This is a genomic window from Butyricicoccus sp. AM27-36 (assembly GCF_003480945.1).
Classification (GTDB): domain Bacteria; phylum Bacillota; class Clostridia; order Oscillospirales; family Butyricicoccaceae; genus Agathobaculum; species Agathobaculum butyriciproducens.
The window spans coordinates 140782-157423 of record NZ_QUJR01000002.1; the positions used below are offsets into that span (position 1 = coordinate 140782).

At 48.1% G+C, this 16642-nt stretch carries 19 protein-coding genes and 1 pseudogene; 15 read left to right on the forward strand and 5 right to left on the reverse strand.

Annotation, left to right across the window (positions count from 1 at the left end; all coding sequences use genetic code 11):
• Positions 1 to 205: 205 nt before the first annotated feature.
• The 10 genes and pseudogenes from DW724_RS04265 (at position 206) to DW724_RS04310 (ending at position 10716) form a co-directional block, all read left to right on the forward strand.
• A complete protein-coding gene (locus DW724_RS04265) occupies positions 206 to 1396 on the forward strand; it encodes an XRE family transcriptional regulator (RefSeq protein ID WP_117492378.1) in 1191 nt (396 codons plus the stop codon).
• A gap of 48 nt (positions 1397 to 1444) precedes the next feature.
• Complete coding sequence (locus tag DW724_RS04270) at positions 1445 to 1666, forward strand: hypothetical protein (RefSeq protein ID WP_110436175.1); 222 nt, start codon at positions 1445 to 1447, stop codon at positions 1664 to 1666.
• Positions 1667 to 1709: 43 nt separating this feature from the next.
• Positions 1710 to 1883 carry a helix-turn-helix domain-containing protein gene (locus DW724_RS16365; protein ID WP_382737162.1) on the forward strand — a complete coding sequence of 58 codons (174 nt, stop codon included), beginning with the start codon at positions 1710 to 1712 and terminating at the stop codon, positions 1881 to 1883.
• Between the two features lie 70 nt (positions 1884 to 1953).
• On the forward strand, positions 1954 to 2448 hold the full coding sequence (locus DW724_RS04280) for an antirestriction protein ArdA (RefSeq protein ID WP_442861144.1): 495 nt from the start codon (positions 1954 to 1956) through the stop codon (positions 2446 to 2448).
• 175 nt (positions 2449 to 2623) lie between these two features.
• Entirely contained in the window at positions 2624 to 3529 is a 906-nt protein-coding gene (locus DW724_RS04285) for a radical SAM protein (protein WP_117492376.1), read from the forward strand.
• A 16-nt stretch (positions 3530 to 3545) separates the two neighbouring features.
• Complete coding sequence (locus DW724_RS04290; RefSeq protein WP_117492374.1) at positions 3546 to 3941, forward strand: conjugal transfer protein; 396 nt, start codon at positions 3546 to 3548, stop codon at positions 3939 to 3941.
• Entirely contained in the window at positions 3925 to 6372 is a 2448-nt protein-coding gene (locus DW724_RS04295; RefSeq protein ID WP_117492372.1) for an ATP-binding protein, read from the forward strand. Before DW724_RS04290 ends, DW724_RS04295 begins: the two co-directional genes overlap by 17 nt.
• Positions 6369 to 7742, forward strand: a pseudogene (locus tag DW724_RS15955) (CD3337/EF1877 family mobilome membrane protein); the annotation flags it as partial. The gene DW724_RS04295 and the pseudogene DW724_RS15955, both read left to right, overlap by 4 nt.
• A 1046-nt stretch (positions 7743 to 8788) precedes the next feature.
• Positions 8789 to 9790: a bifunctional lytic transglycosylase/C40 family peptidase gene (locus DW724_RS04305; RefSeq protein ID WP_117492370.1), complete on the forward strand. Its 1002-nt coding sequence runs from the start codon at positions 8789 to 8791 to the stop codon at positions 9788 to 9790.
• A 23-nt stretch (positions 9791 to 9813) separates the two neighbouring features.
• Positions 9814 to 10716, forward strand: a complete 903-nt coding sequence (locus DW724_RS04310; protein WP_117492395.1) for a conjugal transfer protein — start codon at positions 9814 to 9816, stop codon at positions 10714 to 10716.
• Between the two features lie 45 nt (positions 10717 to 10761).
• On the opposite strand, the gene DW724_RS04315 is transcribed toward DW724_RS04310, so the two are convergent.
• From DW724_RS04315 to DW724_RS04325, 3 genes are read right to left on the reverse strand one after another with little or no spacing between them, the layout of a single operon-like run.
• The gene (locus DW724_RS04315) at positions 10762 to 11202 is read right to left on the reverse strand and encodes a hypothetical protein (RefSeq protein WP_110436182.1); all 441 of its coding nucleotides are present in this window, start codon (positions 11200 to 11202) and stop codon (positions 10762 to 10764) included.
• 11 nt (positions 11203 to 11213) lie between these two features.
• Positions 11214 to 11609, reverse strand: coding sequence for a hypothetical protein (locus DW724_RS04320; RefSeq protein WP_110436183.1), 396 nt, complete (start codon positions 11607 to 11609; stop codon positions 11214 to 11216).
• Positions 11606 to 11983 carry a PadR family transcriptional regulator gene (locus DW724_RS04325; RefSeq protein WP_158574423.1) on the reverse strand — a complete coding sequence of 126 codons (378 nt, stop codon included), beginning with the start codon at positions 11981 to 11983 and terminating at the stop codon, positions 11606 to 11608. Before DW724_RS04325 ends, DW724_RS04320 begins: the two co-directional genes overlap by 4 nt.
• A gap of 198 nt (positions 11984 to 12181) precedes the next feature.
• Here DW724_RS04325 and DW724_RS15410 point away from each other — a divergent pair, with 198 nt between their 5' ends.
• From DW724_RS15410 to DW724_RS04340, 4 genes are all read left to right on the forward strand, one after another.
• The gene (locus tag DW724_RS15410; RefSeq protein WP_147323851.1) at positions 12182 to 12607 is read left to right on the forward strand and encodes a hypothetical protein; all 426 of its coding nucleotides are present in this window, start codon (positions 12182 to 12184) and stop codon (positions 12605 to 12607) included.
• 109 nt (positions 12608 to 12716) lie between these two features.
• Complete coding sequence (locus DW724_RS04330) at positions 12717 to 13541, forward strand: hypothetical protein (protein ID WP_110436185.1); 825 nt, start codon at positions 12717 to 12719, stop codon at positions 13539 to 13541.
• Positions 13538 to 14200: a hypothetical protein gene (locus DW724_RS04335; protein ID WP_118285584.1), complete on the forward strand. Its 663-nt coding sequence runs from the start codon at positions 13538 to 13540 to the stop codon at positions 14198 to 14200. The genes DW724_RS04330 and DW724_RS04335 overlap by 4 nt, the downstream gene beginning before the upstream one ends.
• Positions 14201 to 14228: 28 nt before the next feature.
• The gene (locus tag DW724_RS04340; RefSeq protein WP_117555250.1) at positions 14229 to 14858 is read left to right on the forward strand and encodes an ABC transporter ATP-binding protein; all 630 of its coding nucleotides are present in this window, start codon (positions 14229 to 14231) and stop codon (positions 14856 to 14858) included.
• Between the two features lie 30 nt (positions 14859 to 14888).
• On the opposite strand, the gene DW724_RS16370 is transcribed toward DW724_RS04340, so the two are convergent.
• Positions 14889 to 15323 (reverse strand): ImmA/IrrE family metallo-endopeptidase, encoded by a 435-nt coding sequence (locus DW724_RS16370; protein ID WP_110437197.1) that lies wholly within the window; start codon positions 15321 to 15323, stop codon positions 14889 to 14891.
• 41 nt (positions 15324 to 15364) lie between these two features.
• Positions 15365 to 15790 carry a helix-turn-helix domain-containing protein gene (locus tag DW724_RS04350; RefSeq protein ID WP_117492477.1) on the reverse strand — a complete coding sequence of 142 codons (426 nt, stop codon included), beginning with the start codon at positions 15788 to 15790 and terminating at the stop codon, positions 15365 to 15367.
• A gap of 180 nt (positions 15791 to 15970) precedes the next feature.
• Here DW724_RS04350 and DW724_RS04355 point away from each other — a divergent pair, with 180 nt between their 5' ends.
• Complete coding sequence (locus DW724_RS04355) at positions 15971 to 16210, forward strand: helix-turn-helix domain-containing protein (protein WP_117492475.1); 240 nt, start codon at positions 15971 to 15973, stop codon at positions 16208 to 16210.
• Positions 16211 to 16642 lie beyond the last annotated feature (432 nt).

A 16642-nucleotide genomic window follows, 5' to 3' on the forward strand; every position in this document is an offset into this window, starting at 1 on the left:
CCGCCAGCGCGGCAAGGGCGGATGGCGGGCGCGGCGAAGCCGCGCCCGCGTGCCTGAACCCCCTGTATCTAACAGGGGGGTACAAATCGCCAATGGCCAGCCGCTTTACAAAGTAGAAACCCTGATGCCGTCTGGATTTTGGGCTTTTAAGGGTTATGTCAAAAACGGGCGTCAATGTCACATGACGCAGAAAGGAGACCATCTCATGGAAAACAACGAATGGATTTGGCATTTCCGTGAAGAACGGGAACGCAACGGTATTTCGCGCAAGGCGGTTGCCGCTGTTGCAGGTATTTCGCGTGAATACCTGTGCCGTCTGGAAACCGGAAAGCTGCCGGTGACAGACAAGACAAGGAAAAGGCTCGCCGCGGCGCTCAAGACCCTGTACCCAGACCCGCTTAACCTGATGATCGACTATGTGCGGGTGCGCTTCCCTACGATGGACGCAAGGCATATTATTGAAGATGTGCTGCGGCTCAAAATGAACTATATGGCGCAGGAAGATCACGGGCTTTATTCCTATTCCAGTATGTATGTGCTGGGCGATATTGCGGTCATGACTTCACCGATGGAGGAAAAAGGTGTGCTGCTTGAGCTTAAAGGCAAGGGCTGCCGCCAATTTGAAGCCTATCTGGATGGACAGAAAAGAAGCTGGATTGAATTGTTCCGGATGTTTCTCGATGAAAAAGCGGTTTTCAAGCGGATAGACCTTGCAATCAATGATCGGGCGGGGATTTTGGATATCCCCTATCTGTGTGATAAATGCGACCGCGGGGAATGTATCTCGGTATTCCGCAGTTTCAAGGCGTACCGCACGGGCGGGCTTGCACATCTGCGGGAGGAAAACAAGGAAAGCATGGGTGCGACGCTGTATATCGGCTCGATGCAGTCTGACTTGTATTTCTGCATTTACGAAAAGGCATATGAACAGCTTGTGAAAAAAGGAATCCCCGTTGAAGATGCGGAAGTCAAAAACCGGTTTGAAATCCGGCTCAAAAACGACCGTGCTTTCTATGCGGTTTATGATCTGGTGTCTAACGAAAGCCCCGAAGATACTGCATTCGGCATCATCAACCGGTATGTCCGGTTCGTGGATAGGGATAGCCGTAAGCCGCCCGAAGATTGGCCGCTGAATCATATGTGGTCGGTGTTTATTGGGGAACATCGTGACCGGCTCAAACTGACGACTGACCCTGAGCCGTACAGCCTTGAAAAAACGCTGAACTGGCTGTCCCATCAGGTCGCGCCGTCGTGGAAGATGCTGCTGGAGTTAGACCGCAAATGCGGGACAAATATCATGGAAGAAATGCTTGCGGCAACCGAGCTGGCAGATAAGCACCGCAAGATCATTGAACAGCAGCTTCAGGAAATCGGGGATGTTGTAATTACAGAATAAAATGCAAGCAAAAGTTTAATTACAAGCGGAATGGAGGAATATTAGCCTATGAATTTCGGCGTCAACCTTTACAACTGGTTTCTTACGAACGCCCAGTCTCTTGTGCTTATGGCGATCGTGGTGATTGGTATTTATCTCGGCTTTAAGCGCGAGTTTTCCAAGCTCATTGGTTTTCTGGTCGTGTCGCTGATCGCGGTCGGCCTTGTATTCAATGCGGCAGGCGTGAAAGACGTTCTGCTCACGCTGTTCAATCAGATCATCGGCGCATAAGGAATGGGGTGTGGATGTGCGCTATCGTCAAAACCGTATCAAGATGCTGCGCAGGGCGCGTGGTATCACAGTAAAACGACTTGCGGTACTGGTAGGCGTATCACAGAGTATGCTTACAAACTATGAAAATGGAAGCAGTATACCGAGAGATCAGGAAGTATGGGACAGGCTCGCAGTGTATTTCGGTGTGTCTGTCCCTTATCTCATGGGCTTTTGAGTTTGATGTAACGGCTGGTTTCAATGTGAGACCGGCCGTTTTTATGCCTGCATGGTGGAGGTGAGAATGGATTATGGAAGAAATGCGGGTATATGTAGCGAACCTCGGCAAATACAACGAGGGCGAGCTTGTCGGCGACTGGTTTGAACCGCCCATAGACTATGACGAAATGGCGGAGCGCATCGGCCTGAACGAATTTTACGAGGAATACGCCATCCACGACTACGAGCTGCCCTTTGAGATAGACGAGTACACGCCTATTGAGGAAGTCAACCGCCTGTGTGAAATGGTGGAGGATTTGCCGGAGTATATCCAGGATAATTTACGTGAACTGCAAGGCTATTTCAGCAGTATTGAGGATTTGTGCGACCATCAGGACGACATTATCTATTACCCCGGCTGCGAAGATATGGCGGATGTAGCGCGTCAAATGGTGGAGGAAGGTTATATCTCCGTACCAGACCACCTGATATACTACTTTGACTATGAAGCGTATGGGCGCGACTTATCTATGGAGGGTACGTTTGTTGAAACGCGGAATGGTGTGTTTGAGATCGCAGTTTAACCGTTTTCTCTTTCGCCCGCCGCTGTGAGAATGGTGTGGGGGTGTGTCCGGCTGTGGGTAACTGCATGGCAGTTATCCATAACCGGGCGCAGGGGGCGAGGAAAGACGCAGGCGGCGTGGGCCTCGTTCCTCGCCCCCTTACCCATATATTTTTGGAAAACAGGAGTTAGAACAAATGAATCATACTAAAGATGCCCGCCGTATCGGCCTTGTCGATGTGGACGGGCACAACGGTTTCCCGAACCTTGCGTTGATGCGGATTTCTGCATGGCACAAGGCACTGGGTGATATGGTCGAGTGGTGGGACGGGATGCTGCCCTATGACCGCATCTATATGAGCAAGGTGTTTACCTTTTCACCGGATAACGATACGGTCATGCAGTCGGATGAGATCATCAGGGGCGGTACCGGGTACAGGGATTACGGCAGCCTGCCGGAGGAAATAGAAGCCATGCCGCCGGACTACTCGATTTACCCGCGTTACCCGTATGCTGTCGGTTTCCTTACGCGCGGCTGTATCCGTTCCTGCCCGTGGTGTATCGTCCCGCGCAAAGAGGGCGGCATCCGCCCTGCCGCGACATGGCAGGAGATCAAGCGTCCGGACAGCCGGACGATCATTTTTTTGGACAATAATGTGCTGGCGCACGAGCACGGTTTGCAACAGATAGAGGAAATGGGCCATGCGGATGTGAAAGTGGATTTCAACCAAGGGTTAGACACCCGGCTTATTACACCGGAGATCGCCGCAATGCTCGCTAAGCTGCATTGGGTGAAGTATGTGCGGCTGTCCTGTGATACGTCTGATATGCTGCCTGTGATCGCGCAGGCCGTCGCCTATCTGCGGGAAGCCGGTATCGGTACACACCGCCTGTGGTCGTATATGCTGGTGCAGGATGTAGAGGAAGCGTATCACCGCGCGCTTGTCTTGAAAGCATTAGGCATCCAGCCATTCGCACAGCCGTACCGGGACTATGACGGCGGGTGTGAGCCGACAGCAGAACAAAAGCGGTTTGCCCGCTGGGTAAACCGCAAAGAAATATTCTATACCTGCGGCTGGCATGAGTACCGCAGACGGAAATAGAAAGAGGTGCAATGATGTGAAGAAAATACGAAGTTACAGCAGTATCTGGTCTGTTGAGAAAGTCATATACGCGATCAATGATATGCGCCTGCCGTTCCCCATCACCTTTTCGCAAATGGCTTGGTTTGTCGCCTGCGAGTTTGCGGTGCTGGCGCTGGGCGGACTGCCGCCGCTCTCCATGATAGACGGTGCGCTGCTCAAGTATTTCGGTATCCCCGTCGGCGTCACATGGTTTATGAGCCAAAAAACGTGGGACGGCAAGAAGCCGTTCAGCTTTGTCAAGTCGTATACGGCCTACCTGCTGCGCCCTAAACAGACCTTTGCAGGCAAGGCAGTAAAATTCCGCAAGGAGAAAACAGGACAGCCCATTACGGCGGTTAGGAGCGTGATAATAGATGCAGTATCCGATTAAATATATCGAAAACAACCTTGTCTGGAACCATGACGGGGAATGCTTCGCATACTATGAGCTTATCCCATACAACTACTCGTTTTTAAGTGTGGAACAGAAAGAAGCGGTACACGATGCGTTCCGTCAGCTTATCGCCCAGAACAGGGACGGCAAGATACACGCCCTGCAGATCAGCACGGAATCCAGCATCCGTGCGGCGCAGGAGCGTTCCAAGGCGTATGCTTCCGGCAACCTGCGGGAAGCGGCGCTGCGCCGCATAGACGGACAGACGGAAGCCCTTGTCTCCATGATCGGGGAAAATCAGGTGGACTACCGGTTCTATATCGGCTTCAAGCTGCTGCTGAACGAGCAGGACAGCGGGAATATCGGCCGTCAGGCGGCAAATATCTTTTCCGGTTTCCTGCGGGATGTGAACCATACCCTGATGGGTGATTTCGCATCCATGCCGAATGATGAAATACTGCGCTATCAGAAGATGGAAAAGCTGCTGGAAAGCAAGATTTCGCGCCGGTTTAAGGTGCGGCGGTTGGATAAGGATGATTTCGGCTATCTGCTGGAACACCTGTACGGGAAAAGCGGCACCGCGTATGAGGACTATGAATTTCATTTGCCCAAAAAGAAATTAAAGGGTGAAACGCTTGTCAAGCGGTACGACCTGATCAAGCCCACGCGCTGCCTGATGGAAGAATACGGGCGGTACCTGCGCATATCGCATGATGACTGTGAGGCGTATACTGCTTATTTCACGATCTCGGATGTGGTCGGGGAGCTGGATTTCCCGTCGTCCGAGATTTTCTATTATCAGCAGCAGCAATTCACGTTCCCCGTCGATACCAGCATGAATGTTGAGATCATCACCAACAAGAAAGCCCTGTCCACTGTCCGCAATAAGAAAAAGGAATTAAAGGATTTGGACAACCATGCGTGGGAAAGCGGGGACGAGACCAGCACATCAATTGCGGAAGCACTGGACAGTGTGAATGAGCTGGAAACCGAACTGGGGCAAAGCAAGGAAGCCATGTACAAGCTGTCCTATGTGGTGCGCGTCACCGCGCCGGACGAGGAAGAACTCAAGCGGCGGTGCAATGCGGTACGGGATTTCTACGACGATATGAACGTCAAGCTGGTGCGCCCGGTGGGTGATATGATCGGCCTGCACCATGAGTTTATCCCGGCAAGTAAGCGGTATATGAACGACTATATCCAGTATGTTACGAGTGATTTCCTTGCGGGTCTCGGTTTCGGCGCGGCGCAGATGCTCGGGGAAAAGGACGGTATCTATCTTGCCTATGGCGTGGACACCGGCCGGAATGTGTATTTGCAGCCCGCGTTGGCCAGCCAGGGCGTGAAAGGCTCGGTCACAAACGCGCTGTCTGCGGCGTTCCTCGGCTCGCTCGGCGGCGGCAAGAGCTTTGCCAATAACCTGCTGGTGTATTACGCGGTGCTGTACGGCGCGCGGGCGCTGATCGTAGACCCGAAAGCGGAGCGCGGGAACTGGAAGCGTGATTTCCCTGAGATCGCGGACGAGATCAATATTGTCAACCTGACCTCGGACGAGCGCAACCGTGGGATGCTGGACCCCTATGTCATCATGCGCCGCCCCAAGGACGCGGAAAGTCTTGCGATAGATATTCTCACGTTTTTAACCGGCATTTCCTCGCGGGATGGCAACCACTTCCCCATCCTGCGGCGGGCGGTGCGCACGGTCACGAACAGCAAACGGCGCGGCCTGTTCTGTGTCATTGAGGAATTACGCAAAGAGGGTTCACCGCTTGCGGTGAGTATCGCAGACCATATTGAGAGCTTCACGGACTACGACTTTGCGCACCTGCTGTTTTCGGATGGGAACATCAAAAAGTCCATCAGCCTTGAAAAGCAGCTCAATATCATACAGGTGGCCGATCTGGTGCTGCCGGACAAGGGTACTTCGTTTGAGGAATTTACGACGATGGAGCTTTTGTCTGTCGCCATGCTCATTGTTATCAGCACCTTTGCGCTGGATTTCATCCATACGGACAGGAGCGTGTTCAAGATCGTGGATTTGGATGAAGCATGGTCGTTCCTGAACGTGGCGCAGGGCAAGACGCTGGCAAACAAGCTGGTACGTGCAGGCCGCGCCATGAATGCAGCGGTGTATTTCGTCACGCAGAACGCGGCAGACCTCGCGGACGAAAGTCTGAAAAACAATATCGGTCTGAAATTCGCGTTCCGCAGTACGGACATTGTGGAGATCAAAAAGACGCTGGAATTTTTCGGCCTTGACCCTGAGGACGAGGGTAACCAGAAGCGGCTGCGGAACCTCGAAAACGGACAATGTCTGATGCAGGACTTATACGGGCATGTGGGCGTCGTGCAGTTCCATCCGGTGTTTGCGGATTTCCTGCATGGGTTTGACACAAAGCCGCCGATGAAAGCCGGGGTGGCAGTATGACGTACGGGAGATATAATTTCAGACAGATAAAGCGTACAGCGGTTGCCTTGCTGATGATAACGGCAATCGCTGTTTTGCTGTTTACTGCTTTTTGCCCGTCTGCGGGCGCGGTGGGGCTGGTGGATGATAGTGTGGATGCGGCGCACGAGTACAGCCGCTACCCGCTGGAAAATTACCAGCTTGACTTCTACGTTGACAACGGGTGGGATTGGCTGCCGTGGAACTGGATAGACGGCATCGGCAAGCAGGTCATGTACGGCCTGTACTGCATCACCAACTTTATCTGGACGATCAACCTGTATCTTTCCAACGCATCCGGCTATCTGGTGCAGGAAGCATACGGGCTGGATTTTATTTCAGATGCGGCGGACGAGATCGGCCGGAACATTCAGTCTATCGCAGGCATTTCGCCCAGCGGACTTTCTTCGGATGGGTTTTATGCGGGATTCCTCCTGCTGATTATCCTGATTGTTGGCGCGTATGTGGCTTATGTTGGTCTGATAAAAAGGGAAACCACAAAGGCCGTACGCGCGGTGATGAACATGGTGATGATCTTCGTGCTGTCCGGTGCGCTGATCGCCTATGCGCCGGACTGTGTGAAGCGCCTGAACGAGTTTTCCGAGGACGTCAGCACAGCGAGCCTTTCGGTTGGGACAAAGATCGTCCTGCCGGACGCGGAGAACAGCGGCGCGGACAGTGTGGATTTGATACGGGACAGCCTGTTTTCCATCCAGGTAAAGCAGCCGTGGCTGCTTCTGCAATTCGGCGATACGGACACGGACGCGGTAGGCGAAGAACGCATTGATAACATCCTATCCGCGAGCCCCAGTGAAAACAATGGCGAGGATCGGGAAAACGCAGTCAAGGCCGAGATCGAGGACAACGGGAATACAAACCTCACGGTTACGAAAACGGTGAACCGGCTCGGCACAGTGTTTTTCCTGTTCCTGTTTAATATCGGCATTTCGGTGTTCGTGTTCCTGCTTACCGGCATGATGATCTTCTCGCAGGTGCTTTTCATCATCTATGCGATGTTCCTGCCGGTGTCGTTTGTGCTCAGCATGGCGCCGACGTTCGAGGGCAGCAGCAGGCGCGCGGTAATCAAGCTGTTCAATACGATCCTGGCGCGGGCGGGTATTACGCTTGTCATCACGGTGGCTTTCAGCATTTCCACGATGCTGTACCGCATTGCAAGCGGCTATCCGTTTTTTATCATTGCGTTTTTGCAGGTGGTCGTGTTCGCGGGGATCTATTTCAAGCTGGGCGACCTGCTCAGCATATTCTCCCTCCATGACGACGGTGCCCGCGGCATGGGCAGGTATATCATGCACCGCCCGCGGATGTTCCTGCACCATCAGCTTCACAGGCTCAACCGTACCATGCGCGCGGCGACGGCCAGCAGACCGAATGATGGCGGCAGTGCGCAGAACAGCCGTTCCAGCAGCGCATCAGGGGGAGCATACCGGTACCGCAGTAACCGGCCGAACGGTGGAAGCAGCGGGGCATCACAGCCGGGTGCTGTACACAGTTTACCGGAAACATCTGCAAAGGAGATTACGTCTGGTGGGGTATCCCATACAGAGGGCTATGCGGATAAAGCCGTTTCGGCTGATGCAGAGAACCGCAGACCGGATGCCCCTGCGGTTTATCTGCTTGGCGCAGCGCGGCAAGTATCCGGACAGTCCGAAACGGATATGCCGCGGCAGGCAGCAGATTCGGATAGTGCAGCGCCGGACAGTGCGCACAGGGCGACAGAAAGCAATGCGCGCCCGATGGCAGTCCCGGTTTCTCACAACTATGATATTTCGGATAGGAAAAATATGAAACAGGCGGAGCAGTCGTCCATACACGCAAGGCCGGCCGTAGCAGCTCCAGCGGCAAAGCCGGTGCAGGAGGAAGGGCAGCGGACAGCGGCAAAACAGCCTGCCCCGCCACAGCAGGAGCGCCCTGTCAGCCCGGTACACAGTACAGAGACACAGCCGCATGAGCGTCCGGCAGCGGTGGCAGCGCCGAAACTCGTATCATCTACAGGTAATGCGTCAAGCAATCCAGCGCCGCACAAGCGTCCGCTGGCAGCACAGCCGGTAAGTACAGTCCAACAGGCCGCGCCGCAGACAGAAGCGGCAAAGCAGCCCGTCCATGTCGGGATCCGGAGGACGGATGCAGTAAACCGTCCGGCTGTGCGGCAGGACGCAGAGGGCAAGCCTGTTATGCCTATGCAGGAAAACCATGCCGCGCGGGAACAGGACAAACCGGCGGTTTCGCGGCCTGCGGTGAAGGGTTCGGTTGTATCAAAGCGGGCTTCCGCAAAAGGGAAGGCGGGAAAGGCACAGCGGAAAAATGCTTCCTCTCCGAAAAACAGGGGGGATAGCAATACCAGCCGTACAGACAGCACGAAGGACGGGGGCGGCGGCAGATGAAACTGAAATATCTTGCGCTGCCCCTTGCAGGGCTGTTTGCCGCCTTTTTCTGCCTGCTCCTGTTGGTTGCCCTCCTGTTTGCATCAGACGAGGACGGCGGCAGGGGCGGCATTTACTATGGCGGCGCAAACCTGTCTGCCGAGGTGCTGGCGCACAGGCCGATGGTGGAGCGGTACGCGGCGCAGTACGGCATTTCCGAGTACGTCGATGTCCTGCTTGCGATCATGCAGGTGGAATCCGGCGGTACGCTGGAGGACGTGATGCAGTCGTCAGAATCTATGGGCCTGCCGCCAAATTCTCTGGATACAGAAAGCTCAATCCGGCAGGGCTGTGAGTATTTCTCGGAGCTGCTTGCCAAGGCGGACCGGCTCGGCTGCGATCTGGACAGCGTGATACAGGCGTACAACTACGGCGGCGGGTTTCTGGATTATGTAGCGTCGCACGGCGGCAAGTACAGCTTCGAACTGGCGCAGGCGTTTGCAGAGGAAAAGTCCGGCGGGGTGCGTGTTACCTACAAGAATGAAATATCCATCGCGGAAAACGGCGGCTGGCGCTACAACTACGGCAATATGTTCTATGTCCGGCTGGTATCGGAGTATTTGTATGCCGCACAGTTTGATAACGAGACCGTAAATGCGATCATGAATGAAGCACTGAAATACCAGGGCTGGGAATATGTCTACGGCGGTGCGTCCCCGACAACATCCTTTGACTGCTCCGGCCTGACGCAATGGTGTTATGGCGTGGCGGGTATCACGCTGCCGCGCACCGCACAGGCGCAGTATGACGTGACCCGGCACATCCCGTTCGGGGACGCCCAGCCCGGCGATCTGGTGTTCTTTCAGGGGACGTATAACTGCGGCGATTATATCACGCACGTTGGGATTTATGTGGGCGATAACCGGATGTACCACGCAGGAAACCCGATCGGGTTTGCAGATTTGACCAGCGCCTATTGGCAGGCGCATCTGGTCTGTGCCGGACGGGTAGGACAATGAATGACGAAAGGCAGGAAAATGATATGTTCCAGAATAGAAACAAAAGTCAGGAGAAACAGAAAAAACCGCGTGTCCTCAGCATTGGGACGCGGCGGCCGGTGGTGATCGCGCTGTGGGCGCTGCTTATCTGCGCGTTTGCTTTCGCGGTGTATAAGGATTTTACAGCGGTGGATACGCATACCGTCCATGAAACGACGGTAGTGCAGGAGGAAGTCACGGACACGAATGCAATAGAGAGCTTTGTGACCAATTTCGCCAAGGTGTATTACTCATGGGAACAGTCTGCGGCTTCAATAGAGCAGCGCACGGAAAATCTGAAATATTATCTCACGGACGAGCTGCTGACCCTGAACGTGGACACGGTGCGCAGTGATGTGCCGGTATCTTCTAAAGTGGAAGATGTGCAGATTTGGTCTGTGGAAGAAATTGGGGATAAAGTGTATAAAATTGTCTATTCTGTGTCGCAAAATGTCATAAACGGGGAGGAAAGCAGTGTTATAACGTCTGTTTATGAGGTTTCCGTGTATGTGGACGATGCGGGCGATATGGTCATCATCCAGAGCCCTACAATCACGGGCAAGCCCCAAAAGTCCGGCTACGTTCCTGAAACTGCCGAGCCGGACGGTACGGTATCCGCGGAAGAAACTACGGAGATCACAGAGTTTTTGACCACGTTTTTCACGCTGTACCCAACGGCGACGGAACAGGAGCTTTCTTATTATGTCAGCGGTGGTGCGCTGCCGGTGATTGGGAACGACAGCTATGTGTTTGCGGGGCTGGTGAATCCGGTCTTTACCAAGAACGGCGATGCTGTGACGGCGAATGTGGCGGTGCAGTATCTTGACCAGCGGACGGGTATGACGCAGGTGTCGCAGTTTACGTTGCATCTGCGGCAGGTTGAGGGGAATTGGAAAATCAGTTGTTAATATTAGAAAAACCATCCGTCCAATGGGCGGATGGTTTCCTTTTTATCAGTCATAGCTGATTTTACCGTTCTTATCACAGGTTATAGACATAGTGAGTTTTTTCCCGCCTGCATAATTGAAAGTGCAGTAGCCGGATACTTTGTTCCCCGACCGCGACGAATCGCCGGAATAACCATACGAGGAGGAAGCGGACCAGCTATCGGCCGTTGCCTTAGAAGTTACAGTATCATACTGAAATGTTCCATTCAAATAGAACGTGCCGATATAGGTGTTTCCATGATAAGCATCAGCTTTAGATGTTGCGGTTTTCTGATAAATGGCTCTGGTTGCTGCTTCGGGAACATACTCAGTTAGCGTTACTTTCAGGTAATAGCCGTCTCCACAATCAATAATTGTGGTGTTGGAAACATCAGCAGCAAAGGCTGGAATTGTAAAACATACAAGCATAAGAACTGCTAAAACTATGGAACAAATACGCTTTTTCAAAATGAAGCCTCCTAATTTTCTAACATTTCATCAGAAATAAGTTGCCCGTCGCTTTCTGTGTTAGAACGAGTAAAATAGAAATCTCCGCGTATAACTTGCTGTGCATGTATGTAATATGCAGCCAGCAATAGTAACAATACGATTAAAATGCCTATTACGAGAGTAATGACAAATCGATGCTTGCGCTTGCTAACAGCAATTTCAGTCTCGTCAACGCTTTCCAGCAGTTGTTCTGCAATCTGCTCAGGATTACCAACTTTTGCACATAGTTCGTTGTATGACAATTCCGAATAAGCCGATAATTCCTGTTTCAATCCGTTCAATAACTTGGAGCGTGTTGCTTTAGAACAGATTAGTTTGCGGGAAACTGCACGTACATATTGACGCACAATCTTATCCTCCATCATGCGTTGCCACCTCCGGTGTTTTGATGAATTTGCTGTATCGCTTTAGACATTTCAGCATAAACGGCCTCTATCTGTCGCAAATACGATATCCCATCGGAAGTGATTTCGTAATACTGGCGGACACGGTTATCGTCTGAAATCGCTTTTTGGCCTTCGCACACATACCCTTGAGATAACAGGCGTTGGATTACAGGATAGAGCAGAGAAATAGTATATCTGCCATCACTGCGTTTAGATATCTCTCGCATCATCTCATAGACATACATTGGTTGCTCAGATAGCAACAAAAGCACGAGCAAGGGATTCAATGCGCGTTTGAAGTAATCTGCAAAGGAGTGGCCAGTATCCTTGGTAGATTTGCTTTCCTTTTTCATGGCGCCACCAAACATGTTTGTTGAAATTATACTATCACATCATTTCAGTTTCGTCAATATTTAGTATTGCTTAATAATTTGCATTTATATATAATTGGATTATCAAATTACATCATATAAAACAGTTTTTTACAAAGGGGTGATAGAAGAATATACTTTAGGAAGATTTACTATCTAATCGAGAAAGAAGGGTGAAGTATGTATAGTAAATGTAAAAGAATGGTTGGTTTATTACTGATCTGTGTCCTTGCATTGGGAGTTTCAGCCGCTGCGTTTGAAACGCAGATAGAGCCTCGTGATAATTGGCATGATTATACCGGTGAGCTTCCGGCGGATACTGGTGATGTGGAAGTTTCAACAGTTAAAAAGGCATATACAAACAACTATTTTGCTGTGTCTTGCAAATCATCGCGATCCGGATTAGGTTCTGTAAATGTTTGGACTGAAACCGGTTGGGGGGTAAATGCTTCATCTCCCAATCACCCCATTACCGCAAATGGAATAATTAATAATGTGAATTATACTAACAAACCGTCTATTCAAACTGAAGTCACACTGAATATTGATAATAATAGCGTTACCTCTACCACTTATCCAATTGAGGGTAGGTGGTCTCCATACTAAGCGTATTGCTATTATGAATTTAAGTTAAACGTATTGTATAACATATTATATGAAGATACCTTGGGGAGTGCTTATATGGCGACTTCCCAAGGTTATTTATGAGGTTAATATGAGTTGCTTAAGAATAGATATCAAAAGGTTATATAATTCAATTACTGTAAGGATAGTTTTGGGTGTGCTGTTTTTTTTAGCAATTGTAGATCCCTTATATTCTCGTTTTTTAACGCTTGATTCTATGTTTGCTTCATACTATGGAATCAACGCTTACCAGTATTGGCTTTTCAACTTTCCCGGTGGCATTGGATTTAAAGTTTATCATGCACTGTTTTTACTTCTTCCTGTATTATCGACTGGTTTTATTCTATTTTATGATCAGAAAACCTCTTTCAAAATATATAACATTGTTAAACAAGGTAGAGCAATATATTTGACTTCCAAGGTTATATCTGTGTTTCTTGTTACAATGGTAAACTCAATTGTCTCTTTTTCTATAAATATTTTAATAACATTTTCCATATTTCCACAAAATTCGATCATGACAGATGTCTATCGGATGTTTATTCCTATTGAACATTCTGCAGCAAATTTTTTTTACGAAATTTCACCTGTTTTATCAGCAGTTTTTTTCGCATTTTTAAATTCCCTGGCACTGTCTGTATTGGCGGCTTTAACTGTTATTATACATATGATATTTAGATTTCCAAACATATATGTGGCTTTTTTCGTTCCCTCTATTTTATGCCTATTAATAACTTATGGAAGTGACTTTTTACTACCTAAACGTTTTGTCTTACGAAATTTTTTGCAGCCGTTGAATTCGTGTTACGAAGGAGCTGCGCAGCTTAAGGACATACTATTGGTTTTAAGTGGATATTTTATTCTCGAAATATTATTATTTACGATTGCTTATAGAAGAAATAGGGATATAATATGATTCTATTTAGTCACAAAAGTAAATATTTTATTTGGGTGGGATTCCTTTACTTTATATTCCCGTTATTATGTATTTCTTTTTTTGCTGATACGCAAGATTTGTGGTTCAAAAACATTTTCTCAGACAAAACATTTGTTATGCTTATTATGCCTGCATTTGTGCTTGGTGCTGTCATAATAGATTCTTCTATCAGTCCAGTTATTATGGTACGTACAAAAAATAAGTTACATTCATTTACTTTGTTGCGTGATCAGCAGTATTGGTTTGCAATAATTTATACCATTATTTGGATGCTTTCTATCATTTTCATTACTCAGATTATTTTCGGAAAAATTTATGCAATATCCTTTTGGGGGTTAATTAGAGAATTTGCAAGATGTATTTGTGGATTTATTATATTTATAAATATATCTTTAATTATAAAAGTAAAATGCAAGAAAAAATATATGGCAGCATCATATATTGTAGTCTATATTTTTTTTACTGCAGAAATTTTTTCGATTGTTCCACTATTAAATAAGTTTTTCCCAATTAATATATATTTGATTTTTAGCTGGTTATTTAGAGATACTATAATAAGTTATTTAGTTATCGCCGGCTGGATAAGTGTTACATATTATCTTGGAAGAAAATCGTCCAAAAATATGGATGTCCTTTAAATGATAATAGTGTTGGAAAGAGGATATTATGCTTATTAAATTACAAGATGCTACAAAAATACTTGATCACAGATTTGTAATTAATAATATAAATTTTGAGTTTAAAAGTGGAAATATTTATGGGATTGTTGGACAAAATGGTAGTGGAAAGACAATGCTTCTACGAGCTATAGCAGGGCTAATCTGTTTAAATCGTGGTACTATTACTGTAGATGGCAAAGTTTTGAATAAAGATATATCTTTCCCGCCTGATATAGGAATCATTATTGAAAAGCCTGAACTATTACCATATCTTAGCGGGTTAGAGAATTTAAAATTACTTGCAGAGATAAGAAACATAATATCTTATGATGATATTAAGCATTATATGGATAAATTCGGATTAAATTTCAACTCCAAGCAGATTGTAAAAAAATATTCTTTGGGAATGAAACAAAAATTAGGAATTATTCAAGCAATTATGGAGGATCCTTCCTTACTTCTTCTTGACGAACCATTCAATGCGCTTGATGCAGAGTCGGTAGATATTTTGCGAAGTATATTACTTCAATACAAAGAACAGGGAAAATTAATCATTTTAACTTCCCATCATCAAGAAGATATAATGTCAGTCTGTAATCAAGTTATCCATTTACAGGATGGATGCATATTAAACTGATAGCAAAAATATCATAAAGATAATGCCGCTTCAAGATGAGGCGGCATCATTTCTGTTATAAGTGGTTATAATGTATTCTACTAATTCCGGCGTTAGTCCGCATATATCGGCTATTTGATAAAGAGTATAGCCGCATTGAGCATAGTCCTGAATCTCAGTTGCTGGATGCAACAGCAGCGCCATAAAACGGTTCGCTTCTGTTTCCAGCTTGTTTACAGAATAGAGCGTGTTTGCTCTCAGAAATGGTGTATTGCTTTTCGGGTGTAAGATTGCATGTCCTAATTCGTGCGCGCATACTTGCCGCTGTCGCTCTTTTGAAAGGTCTTGATTGATATGTATGAACTTGATTCTGTGTGTGCGGCTGTAATATCCTCTGATACTTCCAAGGGGTTCGTGGAGAACTCGAATACCGAGTTTTGCAGCGATTGTGAACGGGTCTCTGGTATCACATTTTCGGCATAACATATCGACCTTATGCTTTATTGACAATATGCAGCACCTCTATTTCATTTCCGGTACTTTTTTGGAGTAAACTTTTGCTTGGCAATCCGTTTGGAAATTTCAAGCTGGTTTTGCAGGCTAATGCGCAGGAGTTCCCGCGTTTCATCGTCGATTGGCTCACCATCAAACATCAGGCTTGCTTCGGCGTCGCCAAGATCACCTAAAATCATATCCAGTCTTTTTGCTATGTCACGCTCGTCCCGCCTTGTCAGGACGGGCGTTTCTTTTTGCTCCATGTTAAGTAAAAATTCAATCGGCACATTTAGGTAATCGGCAATTTTTGAAAGGTTTTTAGTAGAAAGGTTTTTCTTTCGTCCCACTTTGAGATCGGACAGCGATGCACGGCTTATTTTACATTGCCTGCATAGCTCTGTAACTGTAATTCCTTTTTCCGCGCACAATGCAGCTATTTTGTTGTACAACTCTGACATAAAATCACCCGTCCATTTGTAGTATATGCCAAAATTACGTAAAAACGAAATTTTACACGTTGACACTTACGCGACAGAATAATATAATTCACTCATAGATTTCGCTAAAACGTAATTTATAGAACAAATATATAATATTACACTTTTATGTAAATGTCAATAGAAAGGAAGTAGTTGACCATGAAAAAAAGGGAACTTTGCTCGTTTGGTAAAAAAATTAACCATCGGCTTATTGCTCTTGAGCAAAGCAAAGGCTGGCTGATCGAAGAAGTCAAGCGGCACACAGGGTTATATTTTGACCGCTCCTATCTTCGCAAAATCGAAACCGGACAGCTTGCGACGCCGAAAATCGTGGATGCGATATGCGAAATACTTGGCATCGCTGTTCAGGGTGATTATACCAAAAGGAAAGACCAATAAAATGTACTTTTTGAAAAAGGAAAGCGGATTACATATGCACCTTGAAAATTGAATATACAGGCAGCAGATACAAAACTGTTTGCGCCGAGCTGCGGTACCCATGCGCGGGGACGCCGGACAAGTCCGGCAGAGCGGTAAACCATGACGGTACGAAATACGGGGCGGCACCCGTAAAGCGACGACACGCAGACAGATAATGAGACTTCCGCCCAGCCACAGACACAAGCAATGGGGGCGGCTGATGTGAGAACCACGCAGAGGTAAAACGGCCTATGGAATCGTTCGCCAGCGATCATCTGTCTGCTTCCCCACAAGCCGGGGCGTTGAGAACAAATAGGCTTGGCAGCAGGAAAGGATGTGTCTAAAGTGTTTTAAGGTTTTGCGGCAGACGGGAGATTACTGTCTGTCGCGCGTACATCACAACAAGCAGAC